The organism is Mesorhizobium sp. ZC-5 (genome assembly GCF_025753855.1).
Taxonomy (GTDB): domain Bacteria; phylum Pseudomonadota; class Alphaproteobacteria; order Rhizobiales; family Rhizobiaceae; genus Neomesorhizobium.
The window spans coordinates 188,422-206,393 of record NZ_JAOWPT010000009.1 but is presented as its reverse complement, the minus strand read 5'-3'; the positions used below and the strand labels follow the sequence as shown (position 1 = coordinate 206,393).

Annotated in this window: 18 protein-coding genes; 14 read left to right on the top strand and 4 right to left on the bottom strand. The window is 62.6% G+C overall.

The window, feature by feature from the left end; genetic code table 11:
* The first annotated feature begins 102 nt into the window (after positions 1 to 102).
* Positions 103 to 963: a quinoprotein dehydrogenase-associated SoxYZ-like carrier gene (locus OHD58_RS21860; RefSeq protein WP_263805583.1), complete on the top strand. Its 861-nt coding sequence runs from the start codon at positions 103 to 105 to the stop codon at positions 961 to 963.
* Positions 964 to 1,105: 142 nt separating this feature from the next.
* Here OHD58_RS21860 and OHD58_RS21855 read toward each other — a convergent pair whose 3' ends face one another.
* Positions 1,106 to 1,453, bottom strand: a complete 348-nt coding sequence (locus OHD58_RS21855) for a hypothetical protein (RefSeq protein ID WP_263805582.1) — start codon at positions 1,451 to 1,453, stop codon at positions 1,106 to 1,108.
* Positions 1,454 to 2,234: 781 nt separating this feature from the next.
* Here OHD58_RS21855 and OHD58_RS21850 point away from each other — a divergent pair.
* The 10 genes from OHD58_RS21850 (at position 2,235) to OHD58_RS21805 (ending at position 10,595) form a co-directional block, all read left to right on the top strand.
* Positions 2,235 to 4,010 carry a methanol/ethanol family PQQ-dependent dehydrogenase gene (locus OHD58_RS21850; RefSeq protein WP_412177273.1) on the top strand — a complete coding sequence of 592 codons (1,776 nt, stop codon included), beginning with the start codon at positions 2,235 to 2,237 and terminating at the stop codon, positions 4,008 to 4,010.
* Positions 4,011 to 4,190: 180 nt separating this feature from the next.
* Positions 4,191 to 4,718 carry a c-type cytochrome, methanol metabolism-related gene (locus OHD58_RS21845; protein ID WP_263805580.1) on the top strand — a complete coding sequence of 176 codons (528 nt, stop codon included), beginning with the start codon at positions 4,191 to 4,193 and terminating at the stop codon, positions 4,716 to 4,718.
* A 3-nt stretch (positions 4,719 to 4,721) separates the two neighbouring features.
* Positions 4,722 to 5,585, top strand: coding sequence for a substrate-binding domain-containing protein (locus OHD58_RS21840; protein WP_412177268.1), 864 nt, complete (start codon positions 4,722 to 4,724; stop codon positions 5,583 to 5,585).
* 55 nt (positions 5,586 to 5,640) lie between these two features.
* A complete protein-coding gene (locus tag OHD58_RS21835; protein ID WP_263805579.1) occupies positions 5,641 to 6,210 on the top strand; it encodes a PQQ-dependent catabolism-associated CXXCW motif protein in 570 nt (189 codons plus the stop codon).
* The gene (locus OHD58_RS21830; protein ID WP_263805578.1) at positions 6,207 to 6,416 is read left to right on the top strand and encodes a hypothetical protein; all 210 of its coding nucleotides are present in this window, start codon (positions 6,207 to 6,209) and stop codon (positions 6,414 to 6,416) included. Before OHD58_RS21835 ends, OHD58_RS21830 begins: the two co-directional genes overlap by 4 nt.
* Positions 6,417 to 6,576: 160 nt before the next feature.
* Positions 6,577 to 7,512, top strand: coding sequence for a pyrroloquinoline quinone biosynthesis protein PqqB (gene pqqB / locus OHD58_RS21825; RefSeq protein ID WP_263805612.1), 936 nt, complete (start codon positions 6,577 to 6,579; stop codon positions 7,510 to 7,512).
* The gene (gene pqqC, locus OHD58_RS21820) at positions 7,509 to 8,270 is read left to right on the top strand and encodes a pyrroloquinoline-quinone synthase PqqC (RefSeq protein ID WP_263805577.1); all 762 of its coding nucleotides are present in this window, start codon (positions 7,509 to 7,511) and stop codon (positions 8,268 to 8,270) included. The genes pqqB and pqqC overlap by 4 nt, the downstream gene beginning before the upstream one ends.
* On the top strand, positions 8,267 to 8,563 hold the full coding sequence (pqqD, locus tag OHD58_RS21815; protein WP_263805576.1) for a pyrroloquinoline quinone biosynthesis peptide chaperone PqqD: 297 nt from the start codon (positions 8,267 to 8,269) through the stop codon (positions 8,561 to 8,563). Before pqqC ends, pqqD begins: the two co-directional genes overlap by 4 nt.
* Positions 8,560 to 9,696 carry a pyrroloquinoline quinone biosynthesis protein PqqE gene (gene pqqE / locus OHD58_RS21810; protein WP_263805575.1) on the top strand — a complete coding sequence of 379 codons (1,137 nt, stop codon included), beginning with the start codon at positions 8,560 to 8,562 and terminating at the stop codon, positions 9,694 to 9,696. The genes pqqD and pqqE overlap by 4 nt, the downstream gene beginning before the upstream one ends.
* 23 nt (positions 9,697 to 9,719) lie before the next feature.
* Positions 9,720 to 10,595 (top strand): aldose 1-epimerase family protein, encoded by an 876-nt coding sequence (locus OHD58_RS21805; protein ID WP_263805574.1) that lies wholly within the window; start codon positions 9,720 to 9,722, stop codon positions 10,593 to 10,595.
* On the opposite strand, the gene mtnA is transcribed toward OHD58_RS21805, so the two are convergent.
* Together mtnA and mtnK are read right to left on the bottom strand one after the other, a co-directional pair.
* Complete coding sequence (gene mtnA / locus OHD58_RS21800) at positions 10,592 to 11,701, bottom strand: S-methyl-5-thioribose-1-phosphate isomerase (RefSeq protein WP_263805573.1); 1,110 nt, start codon at positions 11,699 to 11,701, stop codon at positions 10,592 to 10,594. The two genes, OHD58_RS21805 and mtnA, sit on opposite strands and share 4 nt — an antisense overlap.
* Entirely contained in the window at positions 11,698 to 13,026 is a 1,329-nt protein-coding gene (gene mtnK / locus OHD58_RS21795; RefSeq protein WP_263805572.1) for an S-methyl-5-thioribose kinase, read from the bottom strand. The genes mtnA and mtnK overlap by 4 nt, the downstream gene beginning before the upstream one ends.
* A 198-nt stretch (positions 13,027 to 13,224) precedes the next feature.
* On the opposite strand from mtnK, the gene OHD58_RS21790 reads away from it, so the two are divergent.
* The 3 genes from OHD58_RS21790 to OHD58_RS21780 all read left to right on the top strand — a co-directional run bounded on the left by OHD58_RS21790 (position 13,225) and on the right by OHD58_RS21780 (position 17,052).
* Positions 13,225 to 14,736, top strand: coding sequence for a sugar ABC transporter ATP-binding protein (locus OHD58_RS21790; protein WP_263805571.1), 1,512 nt, complete (start codon positions 13,225 to 13,227; stop codon positions 14,734 to 14,736).
* A 232-nt stretch (positions 14,737 to 14,968) separates the two neighbouring features.
* Positions 14,969 to 15,964, top strand: coding sequence for an ABC transporter permease (locus OHD58_RS21785; RefSeq protein ID WP_263805570.1), 996 nt, complete (start codon positions 14,969 to 14,971; stop codon positions 15,962 to 15,964).
* A gap of 35 nt (positions 15,965 to 15,999) precedes the next feature.
* Entirely contained in the window at positions 16,000 to 17,052 is a 1,053-nt protein-coding gene (locus OHD58_RS21780) for a substrate-binding domain-containing protein (protein WP_263805569.1), read from the top strand.
* 67 nt (positions 17,053 to 17,119) lie between these two features.
* On the opposite strand, the gene OHD58_RS21775 is transcribed toward OHD58_RS21780, so the two are convergent.
* Entirely contained in the window at positions 17,120 to 17,911 is a 792-nt protein-coding gene (locus tag OHD58_RS21775) for a phytanoyl-CoA dioxygenase family protein (protein ID WP_263805568.1), read from the bottom strand.
* Positions 17,912 to 17,972: the final 61 nt, after the last annotated feature.

The window sequence follows — 17,972 nt, the reverse complement described above, 5'->3', positions numbered from 1 at the left end:
CAGGGAGCGGGTTCACGAGAGCGTAATTTGCCAACCTTCGCGCGAAGGATTATGGGTAATCCAGCCTGGGCACCACCTTTCACATCGGTGGAGGCAATGAACATGAAGAGCCAAGCTCTCACGAACCGGCGCTGGTTCTCGCCGATATCCTATTCTTTGGCCATCGCTGCCGTCGCCTTCGCGCTGCTCGGTGGATCGACGGATATCGCCGGCGCCCAACAGACCATGGCCTCCTCGGACAAGATCTGGGCCAGTTTCAAGGGCGACGTTTTCGGCGAGCGGCAGATCATATCGGACACCGGCCTGGTCAGGATCGAAGCGCCCAAGCGCGCGCAGGACGCCGCACTTGTTCCCGTCGACATCTACATTGACCCCGCCAAGGCGCCGGACGGCGTAAAGGCGGTGACGCTGATCATCGACGTCAACCCGGCGCCGCTGGCGGCGACCTTCACGCTCGGCAAGGATGCGGGCGTCACCCATATTTCGACGCGCGTACGCGTCAATGACTATTCATGGCTGCGTGCCATTGCCGAAACCGGCAGCGGCCAGCTCCACATGACGCAGACCTTCGTCAAGGCGTCGGGAGGCTGTTCGGCTCCGGCGGTCAAGAACACCGACGAAGCAATGGCGTCGATGGGCAAGATGAAGCTCAGGCAATTTCCCGAGCCGGCGATGAGCCAGGTGCAGGAACTGCAGTTGATGATCCGGCACCCCAACAATTCGGGATTTCAGCGCGACCCTATCACCCAGTACTTCATCCCGGCGCATTTCGTCCAGAAACTGTCTATTTCGCAGGATGACAAGCTGATCCTCGCCATGGAGGGCGGCATCTCGATCTCCGAGGATCCCAACTTCCGCTTCGACTTCAAGGCCAATGGCCCCGGCGAGATCAAGGTCGAGGCGACCGACACCGACGGAAAGGTGTTCCAGGATCAATGGCCGCTGGAAGCCGCGGGGCTCTGATTGGTGCGTCCTTCGAGGCTCGCCGTCAGTCTTACAGCAAATCTTCGAGGGCGAGCTTGCACCTCAGCATGAGGGCCGTTGGTGCCACCGCCAACCCTGCGATGTCGGCGACTATTGATACGTTGCTGAAGGACACACGATATTAGAAGCAGCGTATCTCGGCTTCCGCCTGGGCGCGCTTCAGCTCGCTGCCGGCGGCCTTGGCGGGCGCGCTCTCGCGGAACAGCCCGCTCTTTTCACCCGTCGTCTGCGACATGCGCTTGAACGTCTCGGCGGTGACGTAGTGGTCGTACGGGATGATCGACGCGATGACGTCGATCGAGCACGAACAACGCTCCAGCATGTCGCGTGTCTGGCCGTTGGAGCGCATGCAGCCGAGCACGTATTCGGCGAGCGTCGCTGTAGGGTAGTGCGCGGCCGCCTGGGCGGCGGCATTCTGTGGGGCGGCGAGCGCAAGGCTCAGAATCGCGCCGGCAATCGATCCTCTCATGATCAAACCTCCATTTCGGCCCAGTTGGCGACAAACAAACGGGACAGTCAACTTGCCATATAGGACCAAAGGAGGATGATGGAGCGAGGCTTCCGAAACGCGATTTGGCCACCTCGTTCCGCCTTTTTTTCCGCGCAGTTGCACCACCGAAAACCTGCATGGCGCAGACGTCGTTCCGTATCGTCATGTCGTAATCGGGGGGAACGCAAACCGCCAGAGCTGTGTTGAATCAAACAATAATAATAAGCCTTTAGATTCGAGAATAAATACATGCCTGACTTGCTTTCAAGTTTCCGCAGCCATTTCACGAGACTTCATCACCAAGCAAGCATGCCGTTTTTTGAGGGATTATTTGTATTATTTTGCGGCGCACTATTTGTTTGCTGCAACGCACAAAGAAAGGGGCGTTTTTGCTTGCACCCCGGTTTTTAATGACATAGCCTTTCCCTGTTTCCGGCTTCAAAGGGCGTCACCGTCATAGGGAGCGGCGACTGTCTTTCGTAGGCCAAGTGGGTGGGCAGTAATGGTGCCCTCTGCTCATCTGGCTTAGGTCGTGACACGCTGCCGGAAATACTTCCCACCACATGAATCGCTTGGGCAAGCCCTTGTGGGCTCAACGGTCGATTCCTGATTGTGAACCCCGGGAGGATATCGAATGCGTGTACTCAAAAATACCATCTACAGCCTATCGACCGCGGCGTTGCTCACATGCGCCACGGCTTACGGAGTATCGGCCAACGACGATCTGCAGAAACTTGCTTCCGACCCCAAGAACTGGGCAATGCCGACGGGCGATTATGCCAACACCCGTTATTCGAACCTTGATCAGATCACCAAGGACAATGTGAAGGATCTGCAGGTCAAGTGGACGTTCTCCACTGGCGTGCTGCGCGGCCATGAAGGCGGCCCGCTTGTGATCGGCGACGTGATGTATGTGCACACGCCGTTCCCCAATATCGTCTATGCGCTCGATCTCAACAATGACGGCAAGATCCTCTGGAAATACGAACCGAAGCAGGATCCGAACGTTATTCCGATCATGTGCTGCGACACGGTCAATCGCGGCGTTGCCTATGGCGACGGCAAGATCATCCTCAACCAGGCCGATACGATGGTCACGGCGCTCGACGCCAAGACCGGCAAGGTCGTCTGGTCGATCAAGAACGGCGAACAGACCGACGGCGGCAAGGGCGAATCCGGAACTCATGCTCCGATCGTCGTCAAGGACAAGGTCATCGTCGGCATCTCGGGCGGTGAATTCGGCGTTCGTGGCTGGGTCGCGGCCTACAACCTGAAGGACGGCTCGCTGGCCTGGAAGGGCTATTCGATGGGTCCCGACGCCGACACGCTGATGGACCCCGAGAAGACCACCCATCTCGGCAAGCCGGTCGGCAAGGACTCCGGCATCGGCACCTGGGAAGGCGATCAGTGGAAAACCGGCGGCGGCGCGACCTGGGGCTGGTATGCCTACGATCCGAAGTCGAACCTGGTGTTCTACGGCAGCGGCAATCCATCGACCTGGAACCCTGTTCAGCGCCCGGGTGACAACCGCTGGTCGATGACCATATTCGCACGCGATGCGGATACCGGCATGACCAAGTGGGTCTATCAGATGACCCCGCACGACGAATGGGACTATGACGGCGTCAACGAGATGATCCTCGTCGACGGCATGGACGTCAACGGTGCCAAGCACGACGTGCTCGTCCACTTCGACCGCAACGGCTTCGCCTATACGATGGACCGTAATTCGGGCGAACTTCTCGTCGCCAAGAAATACGACCCGACGGTGAACTGGGCGACCGAAGTCAACATGGACAAGGACAGCGACCAGTATGGCCGTCCGCAGGTCGTGGCCCAGTATTCGACCCAGCAGAACGGCGAAGACGTCAACTCGACCGGCATCTGCCCGGCCGCGTTGGGAACCAAGGACCAGCAGCCGGCAGCTTACTCGCCGAAAACCGGTCTGTTCTATGTGCCGACGAACCACGTCTGCATGGACTATGAGCCATACAAGGTAAGCTATACGGCCGGCCAGCCTTACGTCGGCGCGACCGTGTCGATGTATCCCACACCGAACAGCCATGGCGGCATGGGCAACTTCATCGCCTGGGACGCCGCCAAGGGTGAAATCGTCTGGTCGGTGCCGGAGCAGTTCTCCGTATGGTCCGGCGCGTTGGCGACAGCCGGCGACGTCGTGTTCTACGGAACGCTGGAAGGCTACATCAAGGCGGTCGGCCCTGACGGCAAGGAACTCTACAAGTTCAAGACCCCGTCCGGCATCATCGGCAACATCAACACGTACGAACATGGCGGCAAGCAATACATCGCCGTCCTGTCGGGTGTTGGCGGCTGGGCCGGCATCGGTCTCGCCGGCGGGTTGCTTGCGCCTGAGAACGCTGCGGCCTGGCAGACTGCGGTGGCCGGCGAACGGGCCCCGGGCGAAGAGGCGGCTTCCGTCTCGACGGCCGGCCTCGGAGCGGTCGGTGGCTACGCGGCACTCGCCGACTACACGACGTTGGGCGGACAGCTCACCGTCTTTGCGCTCCCGGAATAAACCCGGGAACCATAACTGCGCCGAGGTCTTGTAAAAGACGGCAGGCTTGAGAGAAACGAGAGCCCGGACACCCGGCACACCCGACCCGGGCTCTCGATTTCGCCGCGCAATCACAACGCACTGTCAACGCCGCATCGCGACAGCAACGCTGGGTCCGTGGCGAATGGAAAGAGGTTACGCATGTCCCTTCGGAAAACAGTTTCGGTTCTTGCCCTGGTTTGTCTCCCGCTGACAGGCGCCGGTTTGGCCTATGCGCAAGACACCAAGGAAAAGGCCGCCGCAGTAACGGAAGAGGACGGCAAGTGGTTCGATGCGGACGGAAATCCGACGTTTAAGATCGAGGCTGACGGCACGGTCGACTGGTACACGTTCAGCGGCTACCGCCGTTATCATTCGGACTGCCATGTCTGCCACGGCCCCGATGGTGTCGGTTCGAGCTACGCCCCCGCCTTGGCAAAATCGATGAAGAACATGGACTACGCCACCTTCCTTTCAGTCGTTGCCGAGGGCCGCAAGAATGTCGGCGGCGGCAAGGAAAGCGTCATGCCTGCCTTCGGCGACAACAAGAACGTTTATTGCTACATGGACGATCTCTACGTCTATCTGCGGGCACGCGCCGTCGAAGCCGCGCCAAGGGGCCGCCCGCCCAAGAAGGCCGACAAGCCACAAGCCGCCAAGGATGCCGAAGCATCCTGCATGGGAGGATGATCGATGCCGGCTCGCAAACGCCGCCGTTTTGACCATATCGCGCCGCTGACGCTGATGCTGGCGCTAGTCCCGGCATCCGCGTTTTCGCAGGGCGCCGGTCTCGGCGCCGCTGGCGAACTGGTCGATCCGGATGTGCTGCGCGTCTGCGCGGACCCTTCCAACATGCCGTTCAGCGACGAAAACGGCAAAGGTTTCGAAAGCAAGCTGGCCGAACTGGTCGCCGAAAAGACCGGCCGCAAGTCGGTCGCCTATACCTGGTTCCCGATGGTCACCGGATTTGTCCGCAACACGCTGGGGGCAAATCGCTGCGATATCATCATGGGTTATGCCCAGGGTGACGAGCTGGTGCAGAACACCAATGCCTATTACCGCTCGACCTACGTGCTGGTCTACAAGAAGGGCGGCAGCCTCGACGGCGTCGAGACGATCGAGGATCCGAAACTCGCCGGCAAGCGCGTCGGCATCGTGCAGAGCACGCCACCCGCCTCGAACATGGCCAAGGCCGACCTGATGAAGACGGCGAAGGTCTATCCGCTGATGGTCGACACGCGCTTTGCCCCGTCGATGGCCGAGGTCATGCTCAAGGATCTGCAGAGCGATTACATCGACGCCGCGATCCTGTGGGGACCGATGGCGGGGTACTACATCAAGGAATCGGGCACCAACCTGACAGCCATTCCGTTGCTGAAGGAAAAGACCGGATCGCGCATGAGCTACCGCATCACCATGGGCGTGCGCCCCTCCGACCAGGAATGGAAGCGCCTCCTCAACAAGGTGATCAAGGAGAACCAGGCCGAGATCAACAGGATCCTGCTCGACTACAATGTGCCGCTGGTCGACGAACAGGATCGGCCGATCACGCAATGATAGCCACCCCGGGCCGGATCGAACCGGCCGGAGGAAACGAGAAACGCCGACGGTAATGAGAGGAAAGGTCACGGTTTTGTTTCTGGCTGCGAGCCTCTTGAGCGCAGTGAAACCTATATGGGCCGGCGAAGTCGCCGAGCCTGCCGGCTACCGCATGGACGAGTATCGTTCGCCGGTACCGAATACTCTGCAGGGCGCCAGGGTGGTGACCACCGAGGAGGCACAGGCGCTGTGGCGGGACAAGAGCGCGGTGTTCTTCGACGTCATGCCGAACGTGCCGAAGCCGGCCAACCTGCCGGCCGGAACGATCTGGCGCGACAAGGTGAGGATCGGCATCGCCGGCAGCGTCTGGCTGCCGAATGTCGGTTACGGCGCGATTACCGAAGAGACCGCGAATTATTTCCGCAACGGCCTCGCGGCGCATGCCAAGACCAAGGCGCAGACGGTGCTGTTCTATTGCATGACCAACTGCTGGATGTCGTGGAACGCCGCCAAGCGGGCGATCGAGTGGGGCTATACCTCCGTCATCTGGTATCCGGCCGGCGCCGATGGGTGGGAGAAGGCCGGCCTGCCGGTCGTCGAGAGCAAACCATACGATGAGGCCACGCAGAAATTGCTACAGTGACTTTGATTTCCCTATTTTCAGTACGTTCTGTTTCATTTGTCCATTTGGACGGGCCGTTGCACAAGGTGCCAAGCAGCGGCCAGGAAAAGGAAAAGATCGGCCTCCGGGCCGGTACAACAGGAGGAATGAATGAAGAAAAGCTGGAAAAAGCCGACCATGTGCCAGGTAGCAGCGGGCATGGAGATTTCACGGTATCTGCCTGCTGAAATTACTCCCAAGAAGTAGGCCGTAAGGCGCGTGCCCCTGGCAACAGGGGCACGCGCTAGCCTGCCCTCATAGATCATGACGAGCCACTTCGCAGGGCACGGGATTCTTTCGGCCGCCGTCGCCATCAGCGAGCCGGAATTTCGCAAGACGGACAATGCCATGCGCGTGAAGATCGTCGGATCAGCGGCCGGCGGCGGATTTCCGCAGTGGAACTGCAATTACCGGCTGAGCCGGGCTGCGCGCGCCGGCGCGGCGGGAGTTCATTCGCGCACACAATCCAGCCTTGCCGCCTCGGCGGATGGAAAGGCCTGGGTGCTGTTCAACGCCTCCCCCGATATCCGCCAGCAAATAGCCGAGACGCCGGAACTTCAGCCTTCCGCCGACGCGCCTTTGCGCTCCAGCCCGATCAAGGCCGTGGTGCTCACCAACGCCGATGTCGACCACATCGCCGGACTGCTCAGCCTGCGCGAGCGCCAGCCTTTTGCGATCTACGCGACGGCGCAGGTGCTGGCAGTACTTGCCGCCAATCCGATTTTCAGCGTGCTGGACCCGGCGATCGTGCCGAGGCGGCAGTTGCGGGACGGTGAATTCGAGATCTCCGATGCCGACGGCACGAAAACCGGCGTTCGCATCGAGGCTTTCGCGGTGCCGGGAAAGGTCGCTCTCTTTCTCGAAGACGCCAGCAAACCCGACGCCAACTACGGGTCGGAAAAAGGCGATACGATCGCCGTCCGCCTCGCCGGCGGTCCCGGGCGCGCATCGCTGTTCTACGTGCCTGGTTGCGCACGGGTCGACGATGAATTGAGACAGCGGCTGGCCGGTGCCGCATGCCTGCTCTTCGATGGGACGGTCTTCACCGACGACGAGATGATGACCGCCGGTGTCGGCCAGAAAACCGGGCAGCGGATGGGGCATCTGGCGATGTCGGGTGAGGCCGGTTCGATCGCCGCGCTTGCCGGTCTCGAGATCGGCCGCCGCATCTTAGTCCACATCAACAACACCAACCCCGTTCTCGACGAGAATTCGCCCGAGCATGCTGCGGTCCGGGCTGCCGGCTGGGAAGTGGCCAATGACGGCATGGAGATCGAACTGTGAGTGATTTCCACGATGCCGCGAAGAATGGCCTCTCGCCCGTGGAATTGGAGGCGGTGCTGCGCCAGGTCGGCGCCGAACGCTACCACAACCGCCACCCCTATCACCATCGGATGACCAGCGGCGACCTGACCAAAGGCGAGATGCAGGCGTGGGCGCTCAACCGCTACTGCTACCAGGCCGTCATTCCGCGCAAGGATGCAACGGTCCTCGCACGAGCCGAGGATCCGGCTTTCCGAGCCGAGTGGCGCAAGCGCATCGAAGACCACGACGGAGACGACGGCTGGAGCGGCGGCATCGCCCGCTGGCTCCACCTCGCCACGTCGCTCGGTCTCGATGCCGACATGGTCAAGAGCGAGCGCCAGGCATTGCCGGCGACACGCTTCGCGGTCGGCGCCTATGTCTCGTTCTGCGCCAATCGTTCGCTGCTCGAAGCCGTCGCCTCGTCGCTGACGGAATTGTTCTCGCCGGTGATCATCGGCGAACGGGTGCCGGCAATGCTGGCAAAATACGATTACATCACCGAAGACACGCTGGCCTATTTCACGAAACGCCCCGACCAGGCGTCACGCGATTCCGACTTCGCGCTGGCTTACGTCAGGCAACATGCCGATACGCCGGAACGGCAGCAGCAGGTAATCAACGCGCTGGTGTTCAAATGTGATATCCTCTGGGCCATGCTTGATGCGCTCCAGCATGCCTATGGCGAAGGCGAGAAAAACGTCCCGCCGGGCGCTTTCCGGCCGGAGGATGCGCGATGATCGCCCTGCGCGAACGCGCCCTGATATCGCTCGACTCGACGCCGTCGCTGCCGAACCATGTCCGCATCCAGTTCGATCCCGTGAGGCAGGCCTATGCGGTGCTGTCGCCGGAACGCGTCTTCTGGCCGAACGAGGTCAGCCTTGCCATCCTCAACCGCTGCGACGGCCGCTCGCCGGTCAGCGCGATCATCTCTTCGCTCGCCACCGAATACGACGCGCCGGAAGATGAAATGACGGGAGACGTGACCGCGTTCCTGCAGGAATGGGCCAACAAACTACTGGTGAGGCCATGAGCGAACCGCTGCTTCCTCCCATCGGCATGCTGGCGGAACTGACCCACCGCTGCCCGCTGCAATGCCCGTACTGTTCGAACCCGACCGAGCTGATGAAGGCCAACCGCGAACTCGACACGGAAACCTGGCTGTATCTGTTCCGCCAGGCCGCCGACCTCGGCGTTCTGCAGGTCCACCTTTCCGGCGGTGAGCCGACCTTGCGCCGCGATCTCGAACAGCTGGTCGCCGGGCTCTCATCGCGCGGCGTCTATACCAACCTCATCACGGCGGGCGTCGGCATCGCCGAAGGCCGCATGCAAGCGCTGGCCGAAGCCGGGCTGGACCACGTGCAATTGAGCTTCCAGGGCGCGCATGCCGAAACGACCGAGCGCATCGGCAACCATCGCGGCGGCCACCAGAAGAAGCTGGAGACGGCGCGGCGCGTGCGCGCAGCCGGCCTCCCGCTCACCATCAACGCGCCGATCCACCGCCACAACATCGAGGAAGTGCCGGATTTCATCGAACTGGCGCTGTCGCTCGGCGCCGAGCGGCTGGAGATCGCCAATGTGCAGTATTCCGGCTGGGCGCTGGTCAACCGCGACGCGCTGATGCCCGACCGCGCCGCCGTGGAGCGCCAAGTGGCGATCGTCGAGGAAGCCCAGGAGCGGCTCACCGGCATCCTCAACATCGACTTCGTCACGCCGGACTATTTCGCCATCTATCCGAAGCCCTGCATGGGCGGCTGGGCGCGTGACGCCTTCATGGTGGCGCCGGACGGCACCGTCCTGCCCTGCCACGCGGCCCACACCATCCGCACGCTGACCTTCGAACGGTTCGGCGATCGCTCGCTGGCAGAAATCTGGACGGACTCGCCGGCCTTCAACGCCTTCCGTGGCACCGACTGGATGCAGGAGCCGTGCCGTGGCTGCGAGCGGCGCGAACTCGACTGGGGCGGCTGCCGCTGCCAGGCGATGGCGATCGCCGGCGACCCGGCGGCGACCGACCCTGCCTGCGTGAAATCGCCGGTGCATGCACGCATGGGCATGCTGATCGAGGATGCGCTGGCCAGCGCCCGCGCCGACCGGGAAAACGGCGGCAGGCCGGAAGAAAGCTTCATCTATCGCCGCATCGCCGCTACAACCCAGCTGGCTTGATTCTCTCAAGCCTCGGAGGTCCTGTGGGCGATACGATTCGTCTTGCCGCCGGCGACACCGCGGCAACCATCGCCGCGCATGGCGCCGAGCCCGTCGCCTGGTCGGTTGGCGGGCGTGATTTGCTATGGCAGGCGGATGCTGCCTGGTGGGATCGCACCAGCCCGATCCTGTTTCCGATCGTCGGCCGAGCACGCAACGGAGAAATCCGCGTCGATGGAGAAAACTATCCGATCGGCGTTCATGGTTTTGCTGCTTCGAGCGATTTTCGGCTCGCGCGCAGGACAGACAATTCCGCGACATTGATCCTTAGCGACGACGAAAATTCGCGAAAAAGCTTCCCTTTTTCGTTCGAACTCGAGGTTGTCTACGAGGTTATCGAGGGCAGTCTGTCGGCGGCATTCACCGTCAGGAATCCGGGCGCGGAACCCCTGCCCTATGCACTCGGCGTGCATCCCGGTTTCCGCTGGCCATTCTCCGGTGCGGGACGCGAGGGCTACCGGGTCGAATTCGAGAAGGAAGAGGAACCGGAAGTGCCGGTGATCACGAGGGATGGGCTGTTCTCGGAGAACAAGCGCGCGGTTCCGCTGGATGGGCGCGTCCTGCCGCTATCCGACGAATTGCTGTCCCGGGAAGCGCTGTGTTTCCTCAACGCAAACAGCCGCTTGCTGCGCTTTGTTGCACCGGACGGCGCCGCCATTTCGATGACCGTCGAGGACTTCCCGCACTTCGCCATATGGAGCAAACGAGGCGCGCCGTTCGTTTCGCTCGAAGCCTGGACCGGCCATGGCGATCCAGACGGTTTCGACGGCGACATTTCGGAAAAGCCGTCGATGCGGCTGCTGGCGCCGGGCGCGGAAGCCCGGCACGCCGTTCGCTTGGGCTACGACAAGGCGGCTTAGGCGCGCGCCTTCTGCCGTCGCTCCGGGAACAGTGCCATCAGCCCTTCCGGGGAAGCCTCGGCGATACCGCGCTCGGTGATCAGGCCGGTAACCAGCCTGGCCGGGGTCACGTCGAAGGCAGGGTTGCCGGCGGGCGTCGCTTCCGGAGAAATGCGCACCTGCGCGATCTCGCCTGCCCTGGTCTTTCCCCAGACGTAGGAAACCTCGTCGCCTGAGCGCTCCTCGATCGGGATTTCCTTCAGCCCATCATGCACGATCCAGTCGATGGTCGGCGACGGCAGGCCGACATAGAACGGCACGCCGTTGTCGTGGGCGGCCAGCGCCTTCAGGTAGGTTCCGATCTTGTTGCAGACATCGCCGTCGGCGGTGGTGCGGTCGGTACCGACGATCACCATGTCGACCTGCCCACGCTGCATCAGATGGCCGCCGGCATTGTCGACGATCAGCGTATGCGGCACGCCATGGCCGGCCATTTCCCAGGCCGTCAGCTGGGCGCCCTGGTTGCGCGGCCGCGTCTCGTCTACATAGACGTGAACCGGAATTCCGGCCTCTACCGCCAGGTAGATAGGCGCGGTGGCGGTGCCGTAGTCGACGGTTGCCAGCCAGCCGGCATTGCAATGGGTCAGGATGTTGACCGGTTCGCCTGACTTTTTCGTGGCGGCGATCTTTTTGATGATTTCGAGGCCGTGCCTGCCGATCGAGCGGTTGAGTTCGATATCCTCGTCGGCGATCTCGGCGGCCTTCCTGTAGGCGGCCTTTCTACGCTCGGCAGCCGGCAGCGGCTTCAGCACCCGCATCATCTCGTCGAGCGCCCAGCGCAGATTGATCGCGGTGGGCCGCGTTTCGTGCAGTTTCTCCCATGCCGCCTGCAAGGCGGCGTCGCTCGGGTCATCGAGCGTCTGGATCGCCATGCCGTAAGCGGCGGTGACGCCGATCAGCGGCGCGCCGCGCACCCACATGTCGCGGATCGCGGTTGCAATGCCATCGACGCTGCCGACCGTCTCTACGCGAAAATCGTGCGGCAGCCAGCGCTGGTCGATCAATTCGACCGAGCGCCCGTCGCCCGCGGGCCAGATCGTGCGGTAATGGCGGTCTCCGACATTCACGACACTGTTTCCCTTTCGATCAGTTCGGCCAAGGCGTTGACCTCGTCAAGGCTGTGGATGGCGTGGCGGTTGACGGCGAGATGGCGGCCGAACTTCAGCGCCTTTGACTCGCATTTAGCGCGCAAATCTTCGTTTTCGATGGTCTCGAAGTCGGCGTTGTGCGCGAGCCCGAGGATGCGGCGATGAATCTCCACGCCGGCGAAGCCCAGCAGGTCGACCCAGATCGAGTGCAGGAAGCGATCGAGCGCCTGTTCGCTGCCGAAAATGTCGCCCTGATCCTCGAACAGGCTGCGGTGGTACAGCATGCCGGTACGCTCGGTGCGCCACAGATGCGAGAACTCGGTGCGGAACACCGCCCACGTCTCGACGACGACACCGAGCAGGTAACTGCGCATCGTATCGCGGCTGCCTGCATTCTCGTGGCCGCGCTGCGAGAAGAAGGACATCCAGAAATTGGCGAGCGCCATGCCGACATCGAAGGCGATCGGCCCGTAGACGGCGAATTCCGGGTCGATGACCCGGGTCTCGGTGTCGGTGACCATGATCGAGCCGGTGTGCAGGTCGCCATGCAGCAGCGTCTCGGCATTGGCGGCGAACAGATGCTTGAGCCGCTGCGCCTCGACCTTGAGGTCGCGGTCGGCGCGCAGCTCGGCCGCCAGGCGATCGAGCTGCGGCGAGGTGTGGCGGTTCATCGGGGCCGCGAAATACGGATCGGTGAAGACCAGGTTCTCGGTGATGTCGCAGAGCTCGGCGTTGTCGGCGAACAGCGCCAGATCTTCCTTGCGGTCGCGCGCCTTCATATGAAGGTCGGAACCGCGGAACAAGGTGCGCGCCATGAACAGCCCGAGATCTCTGGCGATGTTCGGCAGCCGCCGCCCGTCGATCAGCGCCTTGCGCAGAATGATGTGCGGCGAGAGATATTCCATGACGATGAGCGCCTGCTCTTCGTCAAAATGATAGATCTCGGGAACGATCGCGCCCGCGCTAACGCTTTGTTTCCCCGCAATCCCAGACGGAAAACCGGTGACCACTTTTCCTGCTCTAGCCTTCTGGCGGGTCAGTGCGTGATATTCGAAGAAAGAGCGTTTCAGCGGCAGCGGCCAGCTGTCGCCGACGAGCCGGACATAAGGCAGCGCCTGCTTGACGACGGCCGCACCTTCGGCACCCTCGACTATGAAGACCAGGTTGAGATTGCCGTCGCCGACTTCGCGAACTTTCCAGGCGGCCGTGTCCTGGCCGATACGCTCTGTGAGCGCGCGCGTGCCAGCAAGGCGGCCCGGCAGACTTTCGGCCGACAGCGCTTCGAATGACAGCGTTTTTGTCATCTTTCTCCTCCCTGTCTTCCAACTATGCTGCACGCCGCGTCCGGAGCAAGGCAACAAGTTTCCAGCCTCGACCCGGCTGTGTGAAAACTGGCTGCAAGCCTTGCAATATGTTTAGGCGTAACCAGCACTCTGTCAAATGTCAATCGAGTTGACATTTGACGATGTGCTCCATAGCATCCTGTCCGACGGGAGGAACAGATGGGCGAGGAAGCCGTGTTCCGCATAGCGGACCTGAGGAAATCCTTTGGTTCGATTCAGGTGCTTGGCGGTGTCGGCCTCGAGCTGCATTCCGGCGAGGTCACCGTATTGATGGGCGCCAACGGTGCCGGCAAGTCGACGCTGGTCAAGGTCGTCAGTGGCGTCTACAGCCTCGACGCGGGAACGATGATGCTCGACGGCCAATCCTTCAATCCGCAGACGCCCGCCGAAGCGATCCGCGCCGGTGTCGTGACCGTCCACCAGAACATCAATGACGGCGTTGTCGCCGCGCTCGACGTTGCCACCAACCTGACGCTCGACCGTCTGAACGGAGCCGGTGCCTCATTGCTCTTTAATCCGCGCCGGATTCGCCGCGAAGCCAAGCAGGTCGCCGACCGCATGGGACTGACCGTCGACCTCGGGGCACAGATCCCAGACCTTTCGCTGGCCGACCGGCAGATGGTGGCGATCGCCCGCGCCATGGCGCACGAGCCGAAGGTGCTGATCCTCGACGAGCCGACCTCCTCGCTGTCGAGCGCCGAGGCCAACCGCCTGTTCGCGCTGATCGACCGGCTGAAACAGCGCGGCGTCGCCATTCTCTACATCACCCACCGCATGTCCGATATCCGCCGGCTGGCAGACCGCATCGTCTCGCTGCGCGACGGCGTCATCGCCGGCACGTTCGAAGCAAAGCCTCTCGACTACGAAGGGGCCGTCAACGCCATGCTGGGCCGCAAGGTAGGTCTGGGTCAGGTGGCGGTGCGCGATGGCGGCGAGACGGTCTTTTTCGCCGACGGGCTGCGCATCGCCGAGGCGGCACGGCCGTTCTCGCTGGCGCTCGGCGCGGGCGAAGTGGTTGCCATCACCGGGCTGGTCGGCGTCGGCAAGACGGCTTTGGCCGAAACCCTGTTCGGTGTCCGCGCGCCGCTTGCCGGAACGATGGCGCTCGACCGGAAGCCTTACGCGCCGGCCTCGCCGCGGCAGGCGATCGACGCCGGCGTTTTTCTCGTCGCCAAGGACCGCGCCGAAAACGGCATCGTCCCCGACTTCAACATCTACGAGAACATGAACCTGCCCTTCCTGCGCCGCATCTCCCGCTTCGGCGTTGCACAGCGCCGCAACGAGCGCGCCATCGCACGCCGCCAGATCGGTGACCTCGGCATTGTCTGCCGCACCGAAAGGGATGACATGGCCACGCTTTCCGGCGGCAACCAGCAGAAGGTGATGGTGGCGCGCTGGATGTCGGAACAGGCAAGGCTGTTCATGCTCGACGAACCGTTCCAGGGTGTGGACATTGCCGCCAGACGCGACATTGCCGCGAAACTGCGCGCAAGCGCCGATGGGCGGGCGACATTGATCTTCGTCACCGAACTCGACGAGGCGCTGGAAACCGCCGACCGCATCCTAGTGATGTCGGAGCACACGATCGTCGGCGAACACCGGAATGCGGGACTGAACATGGAGCGCCTTCTGGGCGAGATCGCCGGGCAGCATCTCAAAGGAGCGGCATGATGTTTTGCAACCCTGAAAGGAAGCAGACGTTTGCTTGGCCCAATACCCCCACCCCTAACCCCTCCCCTCAAGGGGGAAGGAGATGTGACGGCGTCAGCGCCTCGCACCAAACCTTAACGACTTTGGCCGCACCGGAGACGGCGAAATCCCCCTCCCCCTTGAGGGGAGGGGTTAGGGGTGGGGGTAACTCCATAGGGCGCAGCCCAAGCAGCACCGAAGGCTACCTTCCATCATGAGCATGCGCGAACTTGCCGTGCGTTACGGGTTCCTGGTGTTGCTAGTGGCGCTCGTCGCCTATTTCGCCATCGCTGCCGACGGTTTCGCCTCGCCGCAAAGCGCCGTCTTCATCTTCCAGTCGGTCGCCATAACCGGCGTGCTGGCGCTTGGCGTCACCGCGACGCTGGTGGTCGGCGGCTTCGACCTGTCGATCGGCTCGGTCGCCACGACGGCGATGATGGCGGCCGCCTATGTGATGGTCATTCTCGAACAGAATGCCTTCGTCGCGGTCATCGCCTGCCTGCTGATCGGCATCATCGTCGGTCTGATCAACGGTTTCCTGATCGTCTACATGCGCGTGCCGGACCTCCTGGCGACGCTCGGCATGATGTTCCTGCTGGTCGGCCTGCAGCGCATCCCGACCGAAGGCCGCTCGATCGCCACCGGCATGACCATGCCCGACGGTTCGGTCGCCGAAGGCACGTTCAGCGCCGCTTTCCTGGCGCTCGGCCGCCACCGCTTCGACTTCTTCATTCAAAACCTGATCCCCGTTTCCGTGGTCGTGCTTCTGGTGCTCGCCGTGGCCATCTGGTTCTTCCTCGAATACACGCGCTTCGGCCGCATGATGTATGCCGTCGGCTCGAACGAGCGGGCGGCGCAACTCGCCGGCGCGCCTGTCAAGGCATACAAGATCTGGGCCTACGTCATTTCCGGCATATTCGCCTCAATCGGCGGCATTTTGCTCGCCGCCCGGCTTGGACGCGGCGACATCGCATCGGGTAACAATCTGCTCCTGGATTCCGTCGCGGCGGCACTGATCGGCTTTGCCGTTCTGGGCGCCGCCAAACCAAACGCTTTCGGCACGGCAGTGGGGGCGCTTTTCGTCGGCATCCTGCTGCAGGGCCTGACCATGATGAACGCGCCCTATTACACGCAGGATTTCGTCAAGGGCATCGTTCTCGTCGTCGCGCTGGTGTTCACCTTTGCGCTGTCGAACGCCGGCCGTCGCTAGATTTTGATGTTGGAGAAGGTGGAGGAAAGACTGACATGATCAACCGCAGAACTCTCGGAAAACTGGTCCTGGGCCTTATCGGCGCGACCGCGCTGATGCAGGCTCCGGCATTCGCGCAGACGGCACCCGCGCCGTTCGACAATCCCGGCAACGTCAAGATCGCGCTGGTGCGCTATCTGTCGACCGGCGACTTCTTCCAGGCCTATCTTTCGGGCGTGGAAAGCCAGGCCAAGGCGCTCGGCGTCGACCTGCGCGTGCTCGACAGCCGCCAGGACGCGGCACTCCAGGCCGATATGGTTGACCAGGCGATCGCGCTCGGCGTCAACGGCATCATCATCCAGCACGGCCTGACGGAATCCATGAAGGAAGCCGCCCAGCGCGCCGTCGATGCCGGCATCAAGGTCGTCGCCTTCGACGTCAACGTCGAGAACGACAAGATCCCGCAGGTCGAGCAGTCGGACCGCGACCTGGCCCGTCTGGCGCTCGAACAGGCGATCAAGGACAATGGCGAAAGCTGGAAGGCCGGCTACGTCTATGTCGCCGGCATCGCGCCGCTCGACCGCCGCAACGAGACCTGGGTCGAGTTCAAGAAGAAGTATCCGGGCATCGAGGAAAAGGCGATGTTCGGCACGCTGGACAACCCGATCGCCAATTCGGTCGCCAACCAGGCGCGCTCGGTGGTTACGGCCAATCCCGACATCACCGTGATGTTCGCCCCCTACGACGAATTCGCCAAGGGCGTGAAGATCGCCGTCGACGAGGCCGGCCTGTCGTCGAGCGTGAAGATTTACTCCGCCGACATCTCGACCTCCGACATCGCCGCGATGCGCGAACCGGGCAGCGCCTGGGCGGCAACCGCCGCCACCAACCCGGCCGTCGTCGGCCAGGTGTCGGTGCGGGCGTTGGCCCAGCTGATCGCCGGCGAAGATCCCGGCAAGCAGGTCATCGTGCCGCCAACGCTGATCACGCAGAAGGATTTGAACGACAACGACATCAAGAACATGGAAGACCTGTCGGCCAAGCTGCCGCAGTTTGCCCATGCCGATGTCGCGATGCCGGCCTGGATGCCGAACCCGAACAAGAAATAGGCCGAGCTCCGATGGAATGAGAAAGGGCGGCCCAAGAGGCCGCCCTTTCTGCTTATAGCGCTTGCCTTCAGAATTCCAGGCCGCACGCCTTCCTGATCGCGATCTGGACCGGCGAAGGCGGCAATGCCGGATCGAATTCCCCTCGCGGCAGCAAGGGCGGCTGGGCCATGAAGCGCGGCTCCTTGCCCCTGTGCGGCTGCGCGGCATGCACGAGGAAGGGATGGCACAGATAGACAGTGCCCTGGGCTCCCGTCGCCAGCACCTCGTCGCAGCTTTCGGTATCCCCGAAATTGCCGGCCGCGAGTTCGCCGAGCGTCATGCCCTGTTCGCCATAGGGCAGCAATTGGCGGGCAATCGCCTTGTGCGAACCGACCCGTATCCTTGTCGGCGCATCGTCCGGACCGACGTCGGAAAACAGGAAAAGCATCAGCAGGGCGCGTCCACGGCTTTTGACGTTCGCGCGCCATTGCATGAAGTCCGGATTATCGGTTCCGAAGCTCACGTCGACATGCCAGCCGGCGTCTCCGGGGTCCTGCTCCGAAGGGAAACGGACGGGAAACGTTCCGAGCCCATTCGGGGCGATCCACCGCCCCTTTCCGGCGAGTGCGTCATAGGCGTCGTGAAGCCGCGGCGTGTTCGCCGCTTCGACGAACGGCGGCTGGGTCATGAAGCCGAGGCGCACGACCGGCTGCCTCCACTCTTCCGGACGATCCGGTGAAAGACCCATCGCGGACCAGAGCTCCGCGAGGCATAGCCGGGCGACATCCGTGCCGAAGGCATGATCCAGCCTGACGAAGCCATCTTCGATGAATTGTTCCACCTCAGCCATGCTGAGGCTCGGCTGTGTTGTGTTGGGCATTGTTCAATAATCTCCACTTCGGCAGCCGCTCCCGCGGCACCGTCAAAACCTGTTTGCGCTT

What these genes read in the sequence shown, in the direction of transcription:
- OHD58_RS21840 (WP_412177268.1), top strand. Translation starts at nt 4,722, where the DNA reads ATGCCGGCTCGCAAACGCCGCCGTTTTGACCATATCGCGCCGCTGACG.
- pqqB (WP_263805612.1), top strand. Translation starts at nt 6,577, where the DNA reads ATGCGCGTGAAGATCGTCGGATCAGCGGCCGGCGGCGGATTTCCGCAG.
- OHD58_RS21860 (WP_263805583.1), top strand. Translation starts at nt 103, where the DNA reads ATGAAGAGCCAAGCTCTCACGAACCGGCGCTGGTTCTCGCCGATATCC.
- OHD58_RS21780 (WP_263805569.1), top strand. Translation starts at nt 16,000, where the DNA reads ATGATCAACCGCAGAACTCTCGGAAAACTGGTCCTGGGCCTTATCGGC.
- pqqE (WP_263805575.1), top strand. Translation starts at nt 8,560, where the DNA reads ATGAGCGAACCGCTGCTTCCTCCCATCGGCATGCTGGCGGAACTGACC.
- OHD58_RS21850 (WP_412177273.1), top strand. Translation starts at nt 2,235, where the DNA reads ATGCCGACGGGCGATTATGCCAACACCCGTTATTCGAACCTTGATCAG.
- OHD58_RS21790 (WP_263805571.1), top strand. Translation starts at nt 13,225, where the DNA reads ATGGGCGAGGAAGCCGTGTTCCGCATAGCGGACCTGAGGAAATCCTTT.
- mtnK (WP_263805572.1), bottom strand. Translation starts at nt 13,026, where the DNA reads ATGACAAAAACGCTGTCATTCGAAGCGCTGTCGGCCGAAAGTCTGCCG.
- OHD58_RS21855 (WP_263805582.1), bottom strand. Translation starts at nt 1,453, where the DNA reads ATGAGAGGATCGATTGCCGGCGCGATTCTGAGCCTTGCGCTCGCCGCC.
- OHD58_RS21835 (WP_263805579.1), top strand. Translation starts at nt 5,641, where the DNA reads ATGAGAGGAAAGGTCACGGTTTTGTTTCTGGCTGCGAGCCTCTTGAGC.
- pqqD (WP_263805576.1), top strand. Translation starts at nt 8,267, where the DNA reads ATGATCGCCCTGCGCGAACGCGCCCTGATATCGCTCGACTCGACGCCG.
- OHD58_RS21785 (WP_263805570.1), top strand. Translation starts at nt 14,969, where the DNA reads ATGAGCATGCGCGAACTTGCCGTGCGTTACGGGTTCCTGGTGTTGCTA.
- OHD58_RS21845 (WP_263805580.1), top strand. Translation starts at nt 4,191, where the DNA reads ATGTCCCTTCGGAAAACAGTTTCGGTTCTTGCCCTGGTTTGTCTCCCG.
- OHD58_RS21775 (WP_263805568.1), bottom strand. Translation starts at nt 17,911, where the DNA reads ATGCCCAACACAACACAGCCGAGCCTCAGCATGGCTGAGGTGGAACAA.